The 16,286-nt window shown below is 72.8% G+C and carries 16 protein-coding genes; 8 read left to right on the top strand and 8 right to left on the bottom strand.

Annotated features, from left to right (window positions below):
• Window positions 1-53 precede the first annotated feature (53 nt).
• Entirely contained in the window at window positions 54-983 is a 930-nt protein-coding gene (locus tag AC0I8G_RS18785; protein ID WP_471731302.1) for an ROK family protein, read from the bottom strand.
• 86 nt (window positions 984-1,069) lie between these two features.
• Here AC0I8G_RS18785 and AC0I8G_RS18780 point away from each other — a divergent pair, with 86 nt between their 5' ends.
• The gene (locus AC0I8G_RS18780; protein WP_471731301.1) at window positions 1,070-1,414 is read left to right on the top strand and encodes a Gfo/Idh/MocA family protein; all 345 of its coding nucleotides are present in this window, start codon (window positions 1,070-1,072) and stop codon (window positions 1,412-1,414) included.
• Here the strand turns inward: AC0I8G_RS18780 and AC0I8G_RS18775 are convergent.
• The gene (locus AC0I8G_RS18775; protein ID WP_471731300.1) at window positions 1,378-2,376 is read right to left on the bottom strand and encodes an ADP-ribosylglycohydrolase family protein; all 999 of its coding nucleotides are present in this window, start codon (window positions 2,374-2,376) and stop codon (window positions 1,378-1,380) included. The genes AC0I8G_RS18780 and AC0I8G_RS18775 overlap by 37 nt on opposite strands.
• A 77-nt stretch (window positions 2,377-2,453) precedes the next feature.
• Here AC0I8G_RS18775 and AC0I8G_RS18770 point away from each other — a divergent pair, with 77 nt between their 5' ends.
• The gene (locus tag AC0I8G_RS18770) at window positions 2,454-3,134 is read left to right on the top strand and encodes a DUF4241 domain-containing protein (protein ID WP_471731299.1); all 681 of its coding nucleotides are present in this window, start codon (window positions 2,454-2,456) and stop codon (window positions 3,132-3,134) included.
• On the opposite strand, the gene AC0I8G_RS18765 is transcribed toward AC0I8G_RS18770, so the two are convergent.
• Window positions 3,116-3,721, bottom strand: coding sequence for a TetR/AcrR family transcriptional regulator (locus AC0I8G_RS18765; protein ID WP_471731298.1), 606 nt, complete (start codon window positions 3,719-3,721; stop codon window positions 3,116-3,118). The two genes, AC0I8G_RS18770 and AC0I8G_RS18765, sit on opposite strands and share 19 nt — an antisense overlap.
• Window positions 3,722-3,785: 64 nt before the next feature.
• On the opposite strand from AC0I8G_RS18765, the gene AC0I8G_RS18760 reads away from it, so the two are divergent.
• Entirely contained in the window at window positions 3,786-4,175 is a 390-nt protein-coding gene (locus AC0I8G_RS18760) for a DUF1304 domain-containing protein (RefSeq protein WP_471731297.1), read from the top strand.
• A gap of 14 nt (window positions 4,176-4,189) precedes the next feature.
• The gene (locus tag AC0I8G_RS18755) at window positions 4,190-5,194 is read left to right on the top strand and encodes an NADP-dependent oxidoreductase (RefSeq protein ID WP_471731296.1); all 1,005 of its coding nucleotides are present in this window, start codon (window positions 4,190-4,192) and stop codon (window positions 5,192-5,194) included.
• A gap of 62 nt (window positions 5,195-5,256) precedes the next feature.
• On the opposite strand, the gene AC0I8G_RS18750 is transcribed toward AC0I8G_RS18755, so the two are convergent.
• The 4 genes from AC0I8G_RS18750 to AC0I8G_RS18735 all read right to left on the bottom strand — a co-directional run bounded on the left by AC0I8G_RS18750 (window position 5,257) and on the right by AC0I8G_RS18735 (window position 8,861).
• Window positions 5,257-5,955, bottom strand: coding sequence for a fasciclin domain-containing protein (locus tag AC0I8G_RS18750; RefSeq protein WP_471731295.1), 699 nt, complete (start codon window positions 5,953-5,955; stop codon window positions 5,257-5,259).
• A 192-nt stretch (window positions 5,956-6,147) separates the two neighbouring features.
• Window positions 6,148-7,710 carry a molybdopterin-dependent oxidoreductase gene (locus AC0I8G_RS18745; RefSeq protein WP_471731294.1) on the bottom strand — a complete coding sequence of 521 codons (1,563 nt, stop codon included), beginning with the start codon at window positions 7,708-7,710 and terminating at the stop codon, window positions 6,148-6,150.
• 81 nt (window positions 7,711-7,791) lie between these two features.
• Window positions 7,792-8,676, bottom strand: a complete 885-nt coding sequence (locus AC0I8G_RS18740) for a lysostaphin resistance A-like protein (protein WP_471731293.1) — start codon at window positions 8,674-8,676, stop codon at window positions 7,792-7,794.
• A complete protein-coding gene (locus tag AC0I8G_RS18735) occupies window positions 8,673-8,861 on the bottom strand; it encodes a hypothetical protein (protein ID WP_328294322.1) in 189 nt (62 codons plus the stop codon). Before AC0I8G_RS18735 ends, AC0I8G_RS18740 begins: the two co-directional genes overlap by 4 nt.
• A 178-nt stretch (window positions 8,862-9,039) precedes the next feature.
• Between AC0I8G_RS18735 and AC0I8G_RS18730 the strand changes: the two genes are divergently transcribed.
• From AC0I8G_RS18730 to AC0I8G_RS18720, 3 genes are all read left to right on the top strand, one after another.
• Window positions 9,040-10,305: a sensor histidine kinase gene (locus tag AC0I8G_RS18730; RefSeq protein ID WP_471731292.1), complete on the top strand. Its 1,266-nt coding sequence runs from the start codon at window positions 9,040-9,042 to the stop codon at window positions 10,303-10,305.
• Window positions 10,293-10,949, top strand: coding sequence for a response regulator (locus AC0I8G_RS18725; protein WP_380257824.1), 657 nt, complete (start codon window positions 10,293-10,295; stop codon window positions 10,947-10,949). The genes AC0I8G_RS18730 and AC0I8G_RS18725 overlap by 13 nt, the downstream gene beginning before the upstream one ends.
• A 70-nt stretch (window positions 10,950-11,019) precedes the next feature.
• Entirely contained in the window at window positions 11,020-11,901 is an 882-nt protein-coding gene (locus AC0I8G_RS18720) for a CPBP family intramembrane glutamic endopeptidase (protein WP_471731291.1), read from the top strand.
• A 15-nt stretch (window positions 11,902-11,916) separates the two neighbouring features.
• On the opposite strand, the gene AC0I8G_RS18715 is transcribed toward AC0I8G_RS18720, so the two are convergent.
• Window positions 11,917-14,451: a cell wall-binding repeat-containing protein gene (locus tag AC0I8G_RS18715; RefSeq protein WP_471731290.1), complete on the bottom strand. Its 2,535-nt coding sequence runs from the start codon at window positions 14,449-14,451 to the stop codon at window positions 11,917-11,919.
• A gap of 197 nt (window positions 14,452-14,648) precedes the next feature.
• Between AC0I8G_RS18715 and AC0I8G_RS18710 the strand changes: the two genes are divergently transcribed.
• Complete coding sequence (locus tag AC0I8G_RS18710; RefSeq protein WP_471731289.1) at window positions 14,649-16,286, top strand: methyl-accepting chemotaxis protein; 1,638 nt, start codon at window positions 14,649-14,651, stop codon at window positions 16,284-16,286.

Genomic DNA, 16,286 nt, shown 5'->3' with positions numbered 1-16,286 from the left:
GGGCAGCCTGCCAGAGCGGGACGACCGGCCGCCGTGAGCCGGGCGCGGGAACCTCAGGGAGCCGGGAAGCGGGGCAGGAGACCGGCCCGCTCGAAGCCGATCAGGGCGGCACCGACCCTCCCGGCGTCGGTCCCCCACCGGGCCGTCGCGAGCGGCGGCGGCGCGCGCCAGACGAAGAGTTCCGACAGGGCCGCGGCCAGCGGCTCCAGCAGCGACCCCCCGGCCCCGGAGACCCCGCCACCCAGCACCACCTCCGCGGGGTCGAAGAGCATCGTCAGCCCGTGCAGGGCCAGCGCCAGGGCCTCGACGGCGTCGCGCCACACGGCGTCCGCGTCGGCGTCGCGGCCCAGCAACCCCACGACGTCGGCGGTGGTCACCGCGCCCCGCCCACCGCGGGCCAGGTAGCGCCGGACGACGGCCGCCCCGGCCGCGTAGGCCTCGAGGCAGCCACGCTGACCGCACGGGCAGAGTTCCCCGCCGGCGTGGACGACGACGTGGCCGAACTCCCCGGCCGAACCCGAGGAGCCCTCGACGACGCGACCGCCGACGACGAGCGCCGCGGCGATCCCGGTCCCGATGGGCACGAACGCGAAACTCCCGCTCGCGCCGGAGGCGAGGTGCTCCGCTCGCCCCGCCGTCCGCGCGTCGTGCCCGACGGCGACGGGCAACCCGGTGAACTCCTCCAGCGTCGCCCGCAGCGGGTAGGAGTTCCAGCCGAGGTTCGAGGCGTAGACGATCGTGCCGCTCGACTCGTCGACCGTCCCGGGGGTCACGACCCCGACGGCCACGGGTTCCGCCCCGGCGGCCCGGGCGTCCTCGGCCAGCACCCCGAGCAGCGCGCGCAGGTTGTCCTCGGGGGCCCGCCCCGGCGAGACGGTGGGGCTGTGCCGCAAGGAGACCGTCGATCCGTGGAGGTCCACGACCGAACCCTTCAGGCCGGTTCCGCCCACGTCGACCGCCAGCACGGTCGGACCGATGTCCACCCGGCGACCCTAGCCCACCACCCCCCACCCGGCCCGCTCGCTCACCCCCGACCGGCGATCGTGCAGGGACTCCCAGCAGGATCGCGGTGGGACGTCGGCGACCGCACGAGACGACGGGGGAATCGGAGGGAGGAGCTGCCTGGTTCGCCGACCTGGAACTCTCCGGCGGCATCGTGCTCGTCGACCACGTCGTGCACGTGGCCGACCTGCTCGACGCGTGGCTGGGCGCGGAACCCGTCTCGGTGACGGCGGTGACCAACCGCGTGGGGAACGCGGCCGGTGGCCGCCCGCTGCAGCTCCCCCACGGCGCGGACCCCGACGCCGTGCGTTCGAGCGTCCAGCCGCAACCGGACATCGGGGTCGGGATGCGGACGACCCGGATCGTGCTGGCGGCTCAGGAGTCCGCGCGGAGCGGGCGCACTACCTGCTGAGCCAGCCGTTCCAGGTCGGCGAGGCGGGAACCGGGCCACCCGTGGACGAGTTCGCGCCAGACCGGGGGAACCGCCCCGGCACCCCAGCGGGCCCCGAGCAGCCCGCCGGCGATCGCGGCCACGGTGTCGGTGTCGTTCCCGCCGCGCACCGCGTCCTCGAGAGCGAGGCGGAAGTGCGACGCGGGGTCGGCCGTCGGGACGGGGGTCGTCACGATCGCCGACCACGCCGCCTGCAGCGCCTGGACCACCCAGCCGTTCTGCGGGAAGTCGCGGGGCCGGGAGACCTCGGCGACGTCGATGCGCCCCGCCCACAGGTCGCGGCGGGATCCCGGCAGGAGGTCGAGTCCACCGCGGAGGTCGAACTCCCCCGCCAGGACCGCGTGCCGCACCGCCGCGCACCACAGGACGCAGGCGTCACCGGCCTCCGGGTCGGCGTGGGTGAGGTCGCTCACGGCCCGGGCGCTCACGGCCAGCTCCTCGGGGGAACTGCCGCCGTCGAGGTGGGCGAGGACGACCGGCGCGGTCCGCATCAGCGACCCGTTCCCGGCCGTGCGCCCCGTCTCGGCGTGCAGCGCAGCGGCGGCGGCGCGGCAGTCGGCGGCGAGGCCGTCGGCGGTGCCGGACGGGGCCCGCAGCCGCCCGAGGACGGCCCGGGTCTGCGCCCCCACGTCCTGGGCGTCACGCGCCCACCCGACCCAGGCGGCCACGATCCCGTCGAGGGTCGCGTCGTCGGTGAGGGGGCGACCGGCCGCGACGGCCTGCAGGACCGGCACCGCCATCGAGGTGTCGTCGGTCCACTCCCCGGGGGCCCAGTCGAACACCCCGCCACCCACCATCTCCACGGGCGTCTCGTCCGCGAGGGGCGGACCGAACTCGTACCCCGCGCCCAGCGCGTCCCCGCAGGCCGTCCCCGCGACGATCCCGGCGGCTCTCGACCCGTCCACGTCCACCTCGGAGTCCACAGGGTCATCCTCCCCCGCACGGACGAACGGTGCCGGGTGGGCCGGGCCGTCCCGCTCCTGGTGCTCCTGCTCGCCGCGTGCGGGGGTTCCCCGGCGGGTGCGCCCGCCCCTCGTCCTCCCCGGCTCCCTCCGCCGGGACGGTCGTGGGGTTCCGGGCCTGCGAGGAGACCCCGGCGGCGCCGGGGACGACACACCTGCAGGCCGTCGACCACGTGGAACTGCCGCCCTGCTCCCCCGACCTGCCGGGCCTGTCCGGACCGGTCCTGGTGCGGCACGTGACGACTCTGCACCTGCCCACCGGATCGGTGCTCGCCGCCGACGGCTACGAGGCGGTGCAGGGCTTTCCGATCTCCGCGGCGGATCCGTTCGTGGTCTCCGAGGGACCCGTCGACGCGCAGGTGACCGCCTCGATCTGGGAACCCGGTGACGGCCGGCGGGTGGCCTGGCTCGAGCTCTCCTTCGGCGACGCCGTTCCCGTGCGGTGGGAGACCGTCGACGCGCTGGGGATCGTCACCGACGGCGGCAGCGGCGGGTTCTGGTCGCCGACCGCCGCGGCGGTGGAACCGTCCGAGGATCCGAGCGACGGGGTCGAGGACGGGATCGTGTTCAGCACCGGGATCGGGGACGGCGGGTACCCGACCTGCGCCGGCCGCGACGCGGACGGGAACGTGGTGGCGTTGCTCAACGACGGGGGCATGCCCTGGGCGACGGCGGGGTTTCCGGGGACCCCGCCGCCGGACTACGTGGAACCGGCCTGAGGGGAACGAGCGTCCTGGACCAGTTCGACCGCGGCGTCCATGGTCCGCGCGGCCTCGTCGGTGTCGACCCGGGCGAGGACCATGGCGCTGACGACGAGGGCGGCGCAGACCCGCGCCAGCCGGTCCTGGTCCTCGGCCGACAGCGACGGCGCGTACGCGGCCACCCCGCGGGCCATGGCCGCGTGCAGTTCCCGGCGGTAGCCGAGCACCACGTCGGCGATCTCGGGCTCACGTCCGATCGGGGCCGTCGCGGCGTTGAGCAGCAGGCAGCCGCTCTGCAGGGCCGGGACGCGTCCGTCGGCGAAGACGGCGCGCAGGCCGTGGAGGTAGTCGAGCAGTGCCCCGGGCTGCACGTCGGGCCCGGCGAGCGGCCGCAGCCGCGGCCGGATGACCTCGTCGAGGTAGCTCTGCACGGCGGCGTCGAACAGCCCGCGCTTGCTGCCGAACGCGTGGTAGAGGCTCGAACGGCGCAGTCCGGTGGCGATCTCGATCTCCGGGACGGAGACGTCCTCGAACCCCCGGTCCCAGAACAACGCGCGCACCGCGCGCACCACCTCGTCGGTGTCGAACGTCTGGACTCTTCCCACGTGGCGCCCCCTCTCGGGAGCAGTCTATAGTGGAACGACCGTTCCAAAGACTTGAGGAGTCCTCGTGCTGATCGCCGCCCTGACCGTGACCGGCATCGCGGCTCTCGTGCACGTGTACGTCTTCGTCCTGGAATCGCTGCTCTGGACCACACCGCGGGCGCGGGCGGTCTTCGGTCTCGACGAGCAGACGGCCCGCACGACGGCTCCGATGGCGTTCAACCAGGGTTTCTACAACCTGTTCCTCGCCCTCGAGATCTTCGCGGGGATCGTCGTGCACGCCACCGGCCGGCACACCGTCGGCGCCGTCCTCGTGCTCGTGGGGACGCTCTCCATGGTGGCAGCGGGGATCGTCCTGCTCGCCTCCGACCGCTCCAAGGTCCGCCCCGCACTGATCCAGATCCTCCCCGCGCTCATCGGCAGCCTGCTGCTGATCGCATCCCTCACCACCGACTGAAGGAGTCAGTTCCTGTGACGTCCAGCACCCAGGTCCAGCTCGTGAACCGCCCCCAGGGGTGGCCGACCGCGGACGACTTCCGCACGGTCACGATCGAGCTCCCCGACCTCGGCCCCGGCCAGGTGCGGGTCCGCAACGAGTTCGTCTCCGTCGACCCCTACATGCGCGGCCGGATGAACGACGTCCGCAGCTACGTCCCGCCGTACGCCCTGGGCGAGACGATGACCGGCGGCGCCATCGGCCACGTCGAGGAGTCCACCAGCGAGGACCTCCCCGTCGGTTCGCTGGTCGTCCACGGGTTCGGCTGGCGCGACGTCGCCCAGGGCGACGCGTCGGGCTTCCGCAGGGTCGACGCGATCCCCGGCGCCCCCAACTCCCTGCACCTCGGTGTCTTCGGCATGATCGGCATGACGGCGTACGCGGGCCTCACCGCGGTCGCCGGTCTGCGCGAGGGGGACACCGTCTTCGTCTCCGGTGCCGCGGGTGCCGTCGGGACCGCCGTCGGTCAGATCGCCCGTCTGCTCGGCGCGAAGACCGTCATCGGTTCGGCGGGCACGGCCGAGAAGGTCGCCCTGCTGCAGGAGAAGTACGGCTACGACCGGGCCGTGAACTACAAGGAGGGTGCGATCCGCGAACTCCTCGCCGACGCCGCCCCCGACGGCATCGACGTGTTCTTCGACAACGTCGGCGGCGACCACCTCGAGGCCGCGCTCGACGCGTTCAACGACCACGGCCGGGCCGCGTTGTGCGGGTCGATCTCGCGCTACAACGCCACCGGACCCGCCGCCGGGCCGGACAACCTCTCGAACCTCGTCACCCGCAAGCTGACCCTGCGCGGGTTCATCGTGGGTGAGCACCAGGACCTCGCCGGGGAGTTCGGCACCCGCATGGCCGGCTGGTTCGCCGAGGGGAAGATCGCCTACGACGAGACCGTCGTCGACGGGATCGAGAACTCCGTCGAGGCGTTCCTGTCGATGATGCGTGGCGCCAACACGGGGAAGATGCTCGTCCGCGTCTGATCGCCGTTCAACGCAGAAGAGCGCCGGTGACCGTGAGGTCGCCGGCGCTCTTCAGTTCGTCATCACATCGGGGGCATGAGCACCGAGTCGACGAGGTAGACGGTCGCGTTCGAGGTCTGCACGTTGCCGCAGATGACGTTCGTGGAACCGTCGATGGTCAGCTTGTCCGGCGTACCGGCGACCTTCACCGAACCACCCTGGACGGTCGGAACCGTGCCCGCGTCGAGCAGCTGCTGCGGGTCCATCTTCCCGGCCACCACGTGGTAGGTCAGGACGCTGGTCAGCGTCTTCGCACCCTCGGGCGTCTTCAGGGACGCGACGGTGTCGGCGGGCAGCTTCGCGAACGCGGAGTCGATCGGGGCGAAGACGGTGAACTCACCGCTGTTCAGGGTGTCGACCAGGTTCACGTCCGGGTTCAGCTTGCCGGAGACGGCGGCGACGAGCTGGGTCAGCAGCGGGTTGTTCGACGCGGCGGTCGTCACGTTGGCGGCGGCCATGCCACCGACGGAACCGGCACCGCTGGGAACCTGGGCGGCGTAGTCGGCGCAGCCGGGGCCGATCGGGTCGGTCGAACCGGCCATCGCGGCGCTGGAGGTCATCGACTCGCTCGGGGAAGCCATCGCCGAGCTGCTGCTGGAGGTGGTGCTGGAACTCGTGGTCGAACCGGCGGTGTCGTCGGAACCGCCACAGGCCGAGAGGCCAAGACCCATCGCCCCGGCCAGAGCCAGGACCGAGAACGTGCGCTTGCGAGTCGTGGTCATCATCAGGTCGTAGCTCCTCAAGGGTGCTTCCCCCGTCAGGACCGACGGCGGATCGTGCGTACAACTTCAGTTCGGCGCCGACCCACCAGAGGATTGGTTCCCTCCCACCGTCGGCCAGCACCCGGTCCACCGCGCGCCCAGAACCCGTTGAATGACGATCCGTTACTTGATCGTCACCAAGAGTGGCGTCGGTCAGACGACGGTGAAGAACTTGCTGGGCTGTCCCGACGAACCGTCCGGGATCGGCTGCACGACGTCCTCGGTCTGCACCTGCCCCGCGCCGTCCGTCGAGCGGACCCGCACCGTGTGACTGCCCTTCTCGGCGTTGTCGTAGGCGTAGGTCCATTGGACCCAGGTGTTCGCGTTCACCGACGGGACCAACGTGGCCTCGGCCCAGTCGCCGTTGTCGAGGGACACCTCGACCTTGCTGATCCCCCGCGTCTGCGCCCAGGCGACCCCGGCGATCGGCACCGTCTGACCCGAGGCGACCTTGGCGAAGGAGGCGGGCACGTCGATGCGGGTGGCCGTCTTGATGGGCGCCTTCTGCGCCCAGCCGCGGTCCGTCCAGTAGGCGGTCTTCGCGTCGAACCGGGTGACCTCGATGTCGGTGATCCACTTGCAGGCCGAGACGAAGCCGTAGAGGCCGGGGACGATCATCCGGGCCGGGAACCCGTGGACGTCGGTCAGCGGCTCACCGTTCATGGCGACGGCGATCATCGAGTCGCGGCCGTCGGTGGCGTCCGCCACCGGGGTCGAGATGGTGAAACCGTCGACGGAGGTGGAGAACAGCATGTCCGCGTCGGCCTTGATCCCGGCCCGGTCCAGCAGGGTGGTCAGGGGCACGCCGAGCCAGCGGGCGTTGCCGACGAGGTTGCCGCCCACCTCGTTCGACACGCAGGTCATGGTCATCCACCGTTCGACGAGGTCCTCCTTCAGGAGGTCGTCGAAGGTCACCGTGACCTCGCGGTCGACCATGCCGTGGATGCGCAGCGTCCACGACGAGATGTCGACCTGCGGCACGGAGAGGGCGGTGTCGACGCGGTAGAAGTCCTTCGCGCTCGTCACGTACGGCGTGATCCCGTCGATCGAGTCCAGCCCCGGGGGTAGCGAGGGTGCCGCCGAGACGGGTTTGGGCAGCACGATGTCCGCGCGCGAGGCGGCCACGGACTTCGAGCGGTTCACCAGGACGCCACTACCGGCGGTCACGGCCGCCGCGCCGGCGACGGCACCGAACAGCACCGACCGACGCGACAGCGGTCCCCGCGCGGCCGGGGCGCGACCGGTCAGGGCGTGGATCAGCAGCACCAGGGCGGCGGCCCCGGCCAGGGTCCCGACGGCGGACGGCATCCAGCTCAGCGAGGTCGCGTCCGGGCGGTGCACGCTGGCGCCGACGGCCGCGAGACCCAGGAGGACGACGAGGCCGAGGCCGACCCGCAACCAGCGCAGCGCGACGAGGCCGATGACGGCGAAGAGGATCACCAGGGTGGCGTAGAGGCTGCCCAGCAGGACCGCCTTGTCGGACTGCCCGAACTGCCGGATCGCCCACTCCTTCAGCCACTCCGGCGTCCGGGCGATGAACTCCTGCCCCACCCCGTAGACGGGGTCGGCCGAACGGGTGACGAGCGTCGCGAGCAGCGCGCCGACCCCCAGGGTGGTGGCGCCGGACAGGAGACCGGCCAGCACCGCCAGCAACCGTCGACCGTGTCGCCCCTGCCGGCCCGGAGCCTGCGGTCCTCGTTCGCGTTGCTTCAGCACGCCGTTCTCCCCTCCGTGCCGCAGCGAGCTGCCGGGGCACCACTCCTCTGTTCGGAGCGGGGAGTCCTCTGGATCCTCGCGTCACCCTGCGGGTGCGTCCTGCGGGTGCGTGTCGCGTCGGGCGGAGGCGTCGACGTGGGCAGGACCGTCGAGCGGGGTGCCGCGTCGCCGGTGGACCACGGCGATGGCCAGGGCGAGCACGACCCACCCGGGCCAGGCCAGGACGGTCGCCTCGGAACCCTGCTGGGCGGGAACCAGGAACGCCGCGAGCAGCAACGAGGTGGACGCGTTCATCGCCCCGTGGGCCAGGGCGCCGGCCCAGACCGTCCCGGTGCTCTCCCTGACCCACGCGAGCAGGGTTCCGATCAGCACCGTGCTGAGCACCATCAGGGGGATGCTCACCGGGCTCGTCGTGCCGTAGTTGTAGCCCAGCAGCAGCAACGGAGTGTGCCACAGACCCCACAACGCGCCGTTCAGCAGGTTCGCCCGCACCGGCCCCAGCGGACGCAGGGCGTGGAACAGGAAACCCCGCCAGCCGATCTCCTCCCCCACCGCGGTGACGCCGATGACCACGGTCGTCAGCGGGATCGCCAGCAGCGAGGACGACGCGTCGGGGTTCACCCGGAGGTCGACGAGCCCTGCCGCGGCGGCCACGAGCATCGCCGCCGCGGCCAGCACGATCCCGCCGCCGGCCGCGGCGAGCGCCCGCAGCGCGGTGCGCCGCCAGGACAGCGGTCCGACGAGTCCCAGCACCTCCCGCGGGTTCGCGGGGCGCAGGACGCCGAACACCGTCACGAGGGCGGCCAGGGTGGGGGTCGTCATGACGACGGCCCCGATGACGAAGAAGTGCGGGTTCTGCAGACCACCGCCGAGGTAGAGCGGGAGGCTCGCCAGCCAGGCCCCGCCGAGGGCCAGGACGGCGAACAGACCCACCGCCCGCCAGGGGACCGTGCGCTCGGCGGTCACCGGCGACGCACCCGGGCCACGACGAGGGCGGTGGCGCAGCCCAACGTCACGAGGCCGCAGGCGATGCCCACGGCGAGCGGCAGGACGCCGGCGGACGCCAGCACGTTCAGCAGGACCGCGACGGTGAGCACGGCCCACAACAGGGGGACGGCGGGACCGCGGTGCAGGTTCGTCGGTTCGGACACGGGGAGCTCCTCGGGTGGGGGGCGTTCGGTACCCCTCGACCCTGCTGCGGCGCACGGGGGCCGGACGATCCCCCGCGCTACCCGGGCGAGGTGCAGCAGGCTGTACTCCTCACCCGTCCCGGGTTGCACCAGCGGAGACCGGCGGACACCGACGCCGTCGACCTCGTACCGTCACGGCGTGCCCGTGGAACCCCCCGAGAACCCCAGCGCCCTGTCCGCGCTCCGCCGGGGCACCGCCACGACGAGAACGGCGGTCGCCCGTCTCGGGGGCGGCCTCGGAACCTCCTTCCTCGCGGGTCTCCTGCTGGTGTGGGTCGTCGTCGTCGGGGTCCTGTGCGTGGTCGGGATCGGCCTCCTCCTGCTCCCCGGTGCCCTGCGGACCCTGCGCCGCCTGAGCGACCGGGAGCGCGAACGGCTGCGGCGCAACCGTTCCACGATGCTGCCGGCCGGCCCCGTCCCGTCCGGGTCGCGTGCGGCGGTGCGGGACGCGGCGGTGCGGCGGGAACTGCTGTGGCTCCCCGTGCACGCCACCTGGGGCCTCCTGCTCGGCCTCGTCGGGGTCCTGCTGCCCGTCTACGCGCTGCGCGACCTGTCGTTCCCGTTGTGGTGGACACTGGTTCCCGCGGACGTGGACGCCTCCCCGTGGTGGTGGACGGTGGACGGCTGGCCCTCCGCCGCGGCGGTCGCCCTGCTGGGTCTCGGGTGGGCGGCGCTCACCGTGGGGGCCTCCCCGCGGTTGGCGCGGTGGCAGGCCGCACCGGGGCTGAGGTTGCTGGCGCCGCCACCCGGCACCGACCTGTCCCTGCGGGTGGCGGAGCTGAGCGCGACCCGCGCGGCCGCCCTCGACGCCCACGTCGCGGAACTGCGCCGCATCGAGCGGTCGCTGCACGACGGGGCGCAGAACCGGCTCGTCGGGGTCACGGTGATGCTCGGTGCGGCCCGCCGTTCCCTGAACCGTCCCGGTGCCGATCCCGCCACGACCGACGAACTGCTGGAACGGGCCCAGAGCGCCGCCGAACAGGCGCTGGCGGAACTGCGCAGCGTCGTCCGGGGGATCCTGCCGCCGGTCCTGGAGGACCGGGGTCTCGCGGGGGCGGTCACCGGCCTCGCCGCGGCCTGCCCGGTGCCGTGCCACGTCGAGGTCGACGTCCCGGGCCGGTGCCCGGCCTCGGTCGAGGCGACGGCCTACTTCGTGGTGGCCGAGGCGCTGACGAACGTGGCCCGGCACAGCGGCGCTCGCTCCGCCACGCTCACCGTGCGACGCCGGGGGGCGGAACTGCTGGTGCGGGTCACCGACGACGGCCGGGGCGGGGCCGACGCGGCCGCGGGGTCGGGGTTGTCGGGGATGCTGCACCGCGTCCGCGCCCACGATGGCAGGCTGGAGCTGACCAGCCCACCCGGTGGTCCGACCGAGGTGGAGGTGTGGTTGCCGTGCGCATCGTGATCGGCGAGGACGACGCGCTGCTGCGCGAGGGTCTGGCCCTGTTGCTGCGGGCCGAGGGCCTGGACGTCGTCGCGACGGCGGCCGACGCCGAGGAACTCCTGGCGGCCGTCGAGGAACACCTGCCCGACGTCGCGATCGTCGACGTCCGGATGCCCCCCACCCACACCGACGAGGGGATCCGGGCCGCCGTCGAGGCCCGTCGCCGGCACCCGGAGCTCGCGGTGCTGGTGCTGTCCGCCTACGTCGAGCAGGCGTTCGCGACGGAACTCCTCGCGGGGGGCGCACGCCGGCTCGGGTACCTGCTGAAGGAACGGGTCGGGCGCGTGGAGGAGTTCCTCGACGCCCTGCACCGGGTCGCCGAGGGCGGGACCGCGGTCGATCCGGAGGTCGTCGGGCAGCTGCTCACCCGCACCCGCCCGGACGCCGGGCTGGACCGGTTGTCGGCGCGCGAACGCGAGGTGCTGGAACTCATGGCCGAGGGTCTGGGGAACTCCGCGATCGCGTCGCGGTTGTTCGTCACCGACGGCGCCGTGCACAAGCACATCCGCAGCATCTTCGCGAAGCTCGACCTCTCCCCCACCGACGAGGTGGACCGCCGGGTGGCCGCGGTCCTGCGGTTCCTGCGCACCGCGGAACAGAGGTAGTGCAGGCACCACCCCGACCGGGTCGCCTGCGGGACTGACCCGCGCGCCGGGTTCCGGTGGACTGGTCGACATGACCACCACCGCCCTGCGGGTCCGCCCGCCCGGGGTCGTCTCCCGGCACCCCCTCGTCGCGTTCTTCACCCTCGCGTTCGGCCTCAGCTGGCTGGCGTGGATCCCGTACGTGCTGTCCGGCAACGGACTCGGGGTCCTGCCCTTCTCGTTCCCGGCCCTCCTGGGAACCTCGCAACTCCTGGGCGTCCTCCCCGGCGCCTACCTCGGCCCGGTGACCGCGGCCTTCGTGGTGACGGCTCTCGTGGAGGGACGCCCGGGTCTGCGTTCCTGGCGCGGCCGGCTGTTGCGCTTCGGCGTCGGCTGGCGGTGGTACCTCGGGGTCGGCGTCGGCGTGCCGGTCTCGATCCTCGCCGCGACGTTCGTGCTCCCGCAGGCGTGGGAGGCGGTGCGCCCGGTCGGCGTCCTGCTGCTGGTGAGCTACCTGCCGATGCTCGCGCTCCAGGTCGTCACGACCGCGCTCGCGGAGGAACCCGGGTGGCGCGACTTCGCCCTGCCCCGCCTGCAGACGCGTTTCGGCGCGGTCCCCGGGACGGTCCTCCTCGGCCTGCTCTGGGGCGCGTGGCACCTGCCGCTGTTCCTCACCGAGTGGGGCGGCTGGCCCGACTTCTCCTGGACGCACCCGGCGCTGTTCATCGCGTCCTGCGTTCCGCTGAGCCTCGTGATGACCTGGGTCTTCAACCGGAGCGGGCAGAGCGTCCCGCTGGTGATGCTGCTGCACGCGGGGATCAACAGCACCTACACGCTGTTGTGGCCCGCGATCTTCCCCGCGCTCGACGGGGACCAGGACACGCTGGTGGTGCAGTTGTTCGCCACCACCGTCGCGACGCTGGTGCTGATCGTCGCCACCCGGGGTCGGCTGGGGGCACCCACCCGGCCCTGAGCGCGACGACGCCGGTCAGTCCTGCGCGACGTAGGACCCGAACCTCGTCGCCGCCGCCGCGGGCACCGAGGGTTCACCACCGAAGACGACCCCGGTGGTGAGGGGTTTCGCGGCGTCCAGCGCGGTGAGCGCGGCCGCGGCCGAGGTCGACAGGTCGGAACCGCTGGTGAGCAGCAACGGCCCACCGAGCAGACCCATCGCCGCGGAACCCACGAGCGCGTCGGGCCAGTTGTCACCCGTCGCGACCCCCGCGGCCTTGGTCGCGGTGCCCGTCGTGAACTTGCGGGCGACGAGGTTCGCGGTGTCGAACCGGTCGACCCCGACGATGGCCCGCGCGGAACTCCCGCCCGAGGCGGGGAGGGTCTTCGCCGCCTCGGCCGCAACCCCGCCGACGGGGACGACCCGCGAACCCGTCGCGTCGTGCGCGGCGAGGTAGGCGGCGGTGGCGGCGGGCATGACGGGGCCGTCGGTGAGCAGGACGATCCCGCCGGTGCGGGCGGCCAGCGCCGACACCGCGAGGCCGTCGGGGAAGTTCACCCCGCTGGCGAGGTAGATCGGCGCGGTGTCGGTCCCCGGAGCCCGGGCCGTGACCTCGTCGGCGATGCGGGTGGCCGTCTCGAACCGGTCGTCACCCGAGAGCCGCACGACGCTGAAGTTCGGCGACAACGCCGCGAGGGAGGTCGCGACCCCGGTGGAGACGGTTCCGCTGCCGCCGAGGACGTAGATCGTCCCGCCGGGCGCGAGGACGCGCGAGATCTCGGTCCCCACGGCCGGGGTGAGCTTGTCGGACTCGGTGAGCAGCAGCGGCGCCGACGTCGCCGAGGCCAGGCGGGCCCCGGCGAGCGCATCCGCGTACTTGTACCCGGCCGAGACCATGACGGAACCCGCGGAACCCGTCGTCGGGAACAACGCCTTCGAGGAGTTCACGGCCGTCTCGAGGCGGTCCTTGCCGGAGAGCCGGCTGACCGGGACGTCCAGGACGGGTTTCTTGACGGTCGCGTACGGCGTCACCGCGGTGGACGCCGCCGACGCGGTCCCCGTGCCGAAGGAGTTCGTCGCGGCGACGGTGAACGTGTACTTCGACCCGTTGGTCAGTCCGGTGAGGACCTGGGTCGTGGCCTGGGTGGCGGAGAACGCGACGGGGGTCTGGGCGACGCCGTCCTTGTACGGGGTGACCTTGTACCCGGTCACCGCGGGGGTCGTCGTGGGGGTCGTGGACGCCGCTGCGGCGGCCCAGGTGACGACCGCACGGCCGTCGCCCGCGACGGCCGTCGGCGCGGCCGGGGCGGCGGGGAGGGCACCGACGGTCAGGGTGATGACCTGGTCGTCGTGGCCCGCGCTGCTCGCCGCGCGGAGGGTGAACGTGAGGGTCCCGGGAGTGTCCGGCGTGCCGGTGACCACACCGGTGCCGGCCGAGACCGACAGCCAGGTCGGCGCGTCACTGAGCAGCGACCAGGTCGGGGTGGGACTGCCGGTCGCCGTGGCCCTGTACGTCCACGGCACCTTGACCGCCGCGGTGACGGACGGCGCCGAGGTGACGCGCGGCGCGGCGGGGTCGGCCGTCGACGTCAGGGTGTAGACCTGCGGCGAGGCGCCGCCGTCGGCGACCCAGATCGTTCCCGAGTTGTTCGTGAACACCGCCGCGGGACCTGAGTAGGTGCCGTTGTCGCTGAGCTTCGAGACGGCTCCGGCGGTGGAGATCTTCCTGATCTGGGCACCGGTCGGGTCGTTCGCGTAGACGGTGCCGTTCAGGTCGACCGCGAGGGACGTCGGCCCCCCGGTCCCGCTGACGACGTTGTTCGCGAAGATCGACAGCACACCGGTGGGCGTGACCTTCTCGATCGTGCGGTTGCCGGTGTCGGCGATGTAGAGGTTCCCGGTGCTGTCCAGGGTCAGCCCGCTGGGCGTGTTCAGCTGGGTACCGTTCGCCGGGCCGGCGACGGGAGACCCCTGGAACCCCGTCCCCGCGAAGATCGACAGCGCACCCTTCGAGTCGACCTTCTCGACCTGGTTGTTCCCCGAGTCCGCGACGTACACGTTCCCGTCGGTGTCGACCGCCACGCCCGTCGGGTCGTGCAGCGGCGAGGTCAGCCCCGTACCGATCTTGGCGGGACCCTCCACGCCCGAGCCGGCGACGACCGTCAGCGTGCTCGGGAGCACCAGCTTGAGGACCTGGTCCTTGCCCTGGTCGGCGATGTACAACCCACCGTCCGGTCCGAACGCGAGGCCTGCAGGGGCCGCGAGCTTGCCGTCCGCCCCGGCCACGACCTCGACGGTGTGATCCGACTTGATGCGCTTGATCGTGTGGTCGCTCGGGTCCGAGAAGAAGACCGTCCCGTCGGAGGAGACCGCGATCCCGGTGGGTGCGCCGTAGGTCTGCCCCGCGGTGATCATCCCCGTCACGCCGTAGTCGTACCCCGGGTACGGGGTCGCGGCCTGCGCGCTCGCCCCACCGGCCACGGCCGCCGCGGGCAACGACATCGCGAGCAGCCAGGTGGCGGTCCGGCGCAGTCGACGCGGGACGGAGGTGCGCGTGGAGGCAGGGGTCACGCCGGTCCATCGGCAGCGGGAGGGCCGACGTGAAGGACCTGCCCGTACGTGCAGCCGAGCGCGTCCACCGTGGCGGGTCCGCGACAGATTGATGCTCTCCGGTCCTCAGCTCGTGGTCGCAACGCGTCGAACCTTTCAAGTAGGCAGCAACGCGGTCGTCCAACCCTGGTCGACCGATCCGTTCGAAGGGGATTGCGGTGTCGCGAGGACTCGAGCACGAGAGCGGTACGGGGAAGCCCGGCCGGCGTTCGTGGTTCGCCGACCGGTCCGTCGGCACGAAGATCACTGCGGTGGTCGTGCTGGGCACGGTCGTCTCCGGGACGGTGCTGGGGGTCGGGCTGACGGGACTGCACAGCGTCAGCGACCGCGCGAGCGCCACCTACGAGCGGTCGACGGTTCCCAACGCCGAGCTGGCCGGCGTCCGCGCCGCGACCCTGCAGACCCAGCGCGACCTCGCGAACCTGGCGCTCGCCTCGGACGACATCGCCTACGCCGACCTGAAGACCCGCATCGGCGAGGACGACACGCAGCTCGACGCCCGCGTGAAGAGCTTCGAGGGACGTTCCCTCACCACCGCGCAGCGGCAGGCGCTGAAGCGCTTCGACGTCTGGTGGAGCGCGTACCGCAACACCCGCGACGACTTCCTGCTTCCCTTCGCCGAGTCCGGTGACCGGGAGAGCTTCCAGACGCTCTACCTGGGGAACCTGTCCGTGCTGGCCGCGAACGCGTCGTCGGAACTCTCGACCCTGGAATCGCTCGGCGCGAAGACCGGTGAGGCGTCGTCGGCCGCGGCACAGGACACCTACCGCCGGGCGCGGCTCGCGATGATCCTCACGATGGTGGTCGGGCTCGTGCTCACCGCCGTGCTCGCCCGGATCATCGTCCGCCGCATCGTCGGACCGCTGCGCAAGGTCAGCGAGGTCCTGGAGCGGGTCGCCGACGGCGACCTCACCGCCACCGCTGAGATCGACCAGCGGGACGAGGTCGGCACCATGGCGAGCGCCCTCACCTCCGCGACGAGCAGCATGCGACGCACCGTCGCCGCCCTCAGCGCGGAGGCCTCGGCCCTCGCGTCGTCCGCCGACCGCCTCACGGCGACCAGCCAGGGGATCGCCGACGGCGTCGGCAGCGTCTCCCAGCGGGCCGCCGAGGTCGCCGGTACCGCGGGTGCGGTCAGTGCCCACATCGCCGGTGCCGCAGCGGGTACCGAGGAGATGGGGGTCTCGATCCGGGAGATCTCCTCGAACGCCTCGAACGCCTCCGCGGTGGCCGAACGGGCCGTGGAACTCGCCGAGACCACCCGGGCGACGATGGACGCGCTGGGAACCTCCTCCGGTGAGATCGGCACGGTCGTCAAGACGATCACCGCGATCGCGGAACAGACGAACCTGCTCGCCCTGAACGCGACGATCGAGGCCGCCCGCGCCGGGGAACTCGGCAAGGGTTTCGCCGTCGTCGCCGGCGAGGTCAAGGAACTCGCCCAGCAGACCGCCCGGGCGACGGAGGACATCTCCCACCGCGTCGAGGCGATCCAGTCCGACGTCACCTCCGCGATGGGCGCGATCGGCTCGATCGGCTCGGTGATCGCGGAGATCAGCGACTACCAGGCGACCATCGCGGCCGCCGTCGAGGAACAGGCCGCGACCACCCAGGAACTCAGCCGCAGCGTCGCCGACGCCGCCCACGGCGCGGAGGACATCGCGGGGAACATCGGTTCCGTCGCCGGTGCCGCGACGACCGCCGGGAACGGGGCGCTGGAGTCCGACCGCGCCGTCCGCGAACTCGCCGAGATGGCCACCCGCATGTCCACCGCCGTCAGCCGCTTCCAGTTCTGA

It is taken from the genome of Kineococcus sp. AC630 (assembly GCF_979255925.1).
This window is presented reverse-complemented; position numbering and strand designations above follow the sequence as displayed.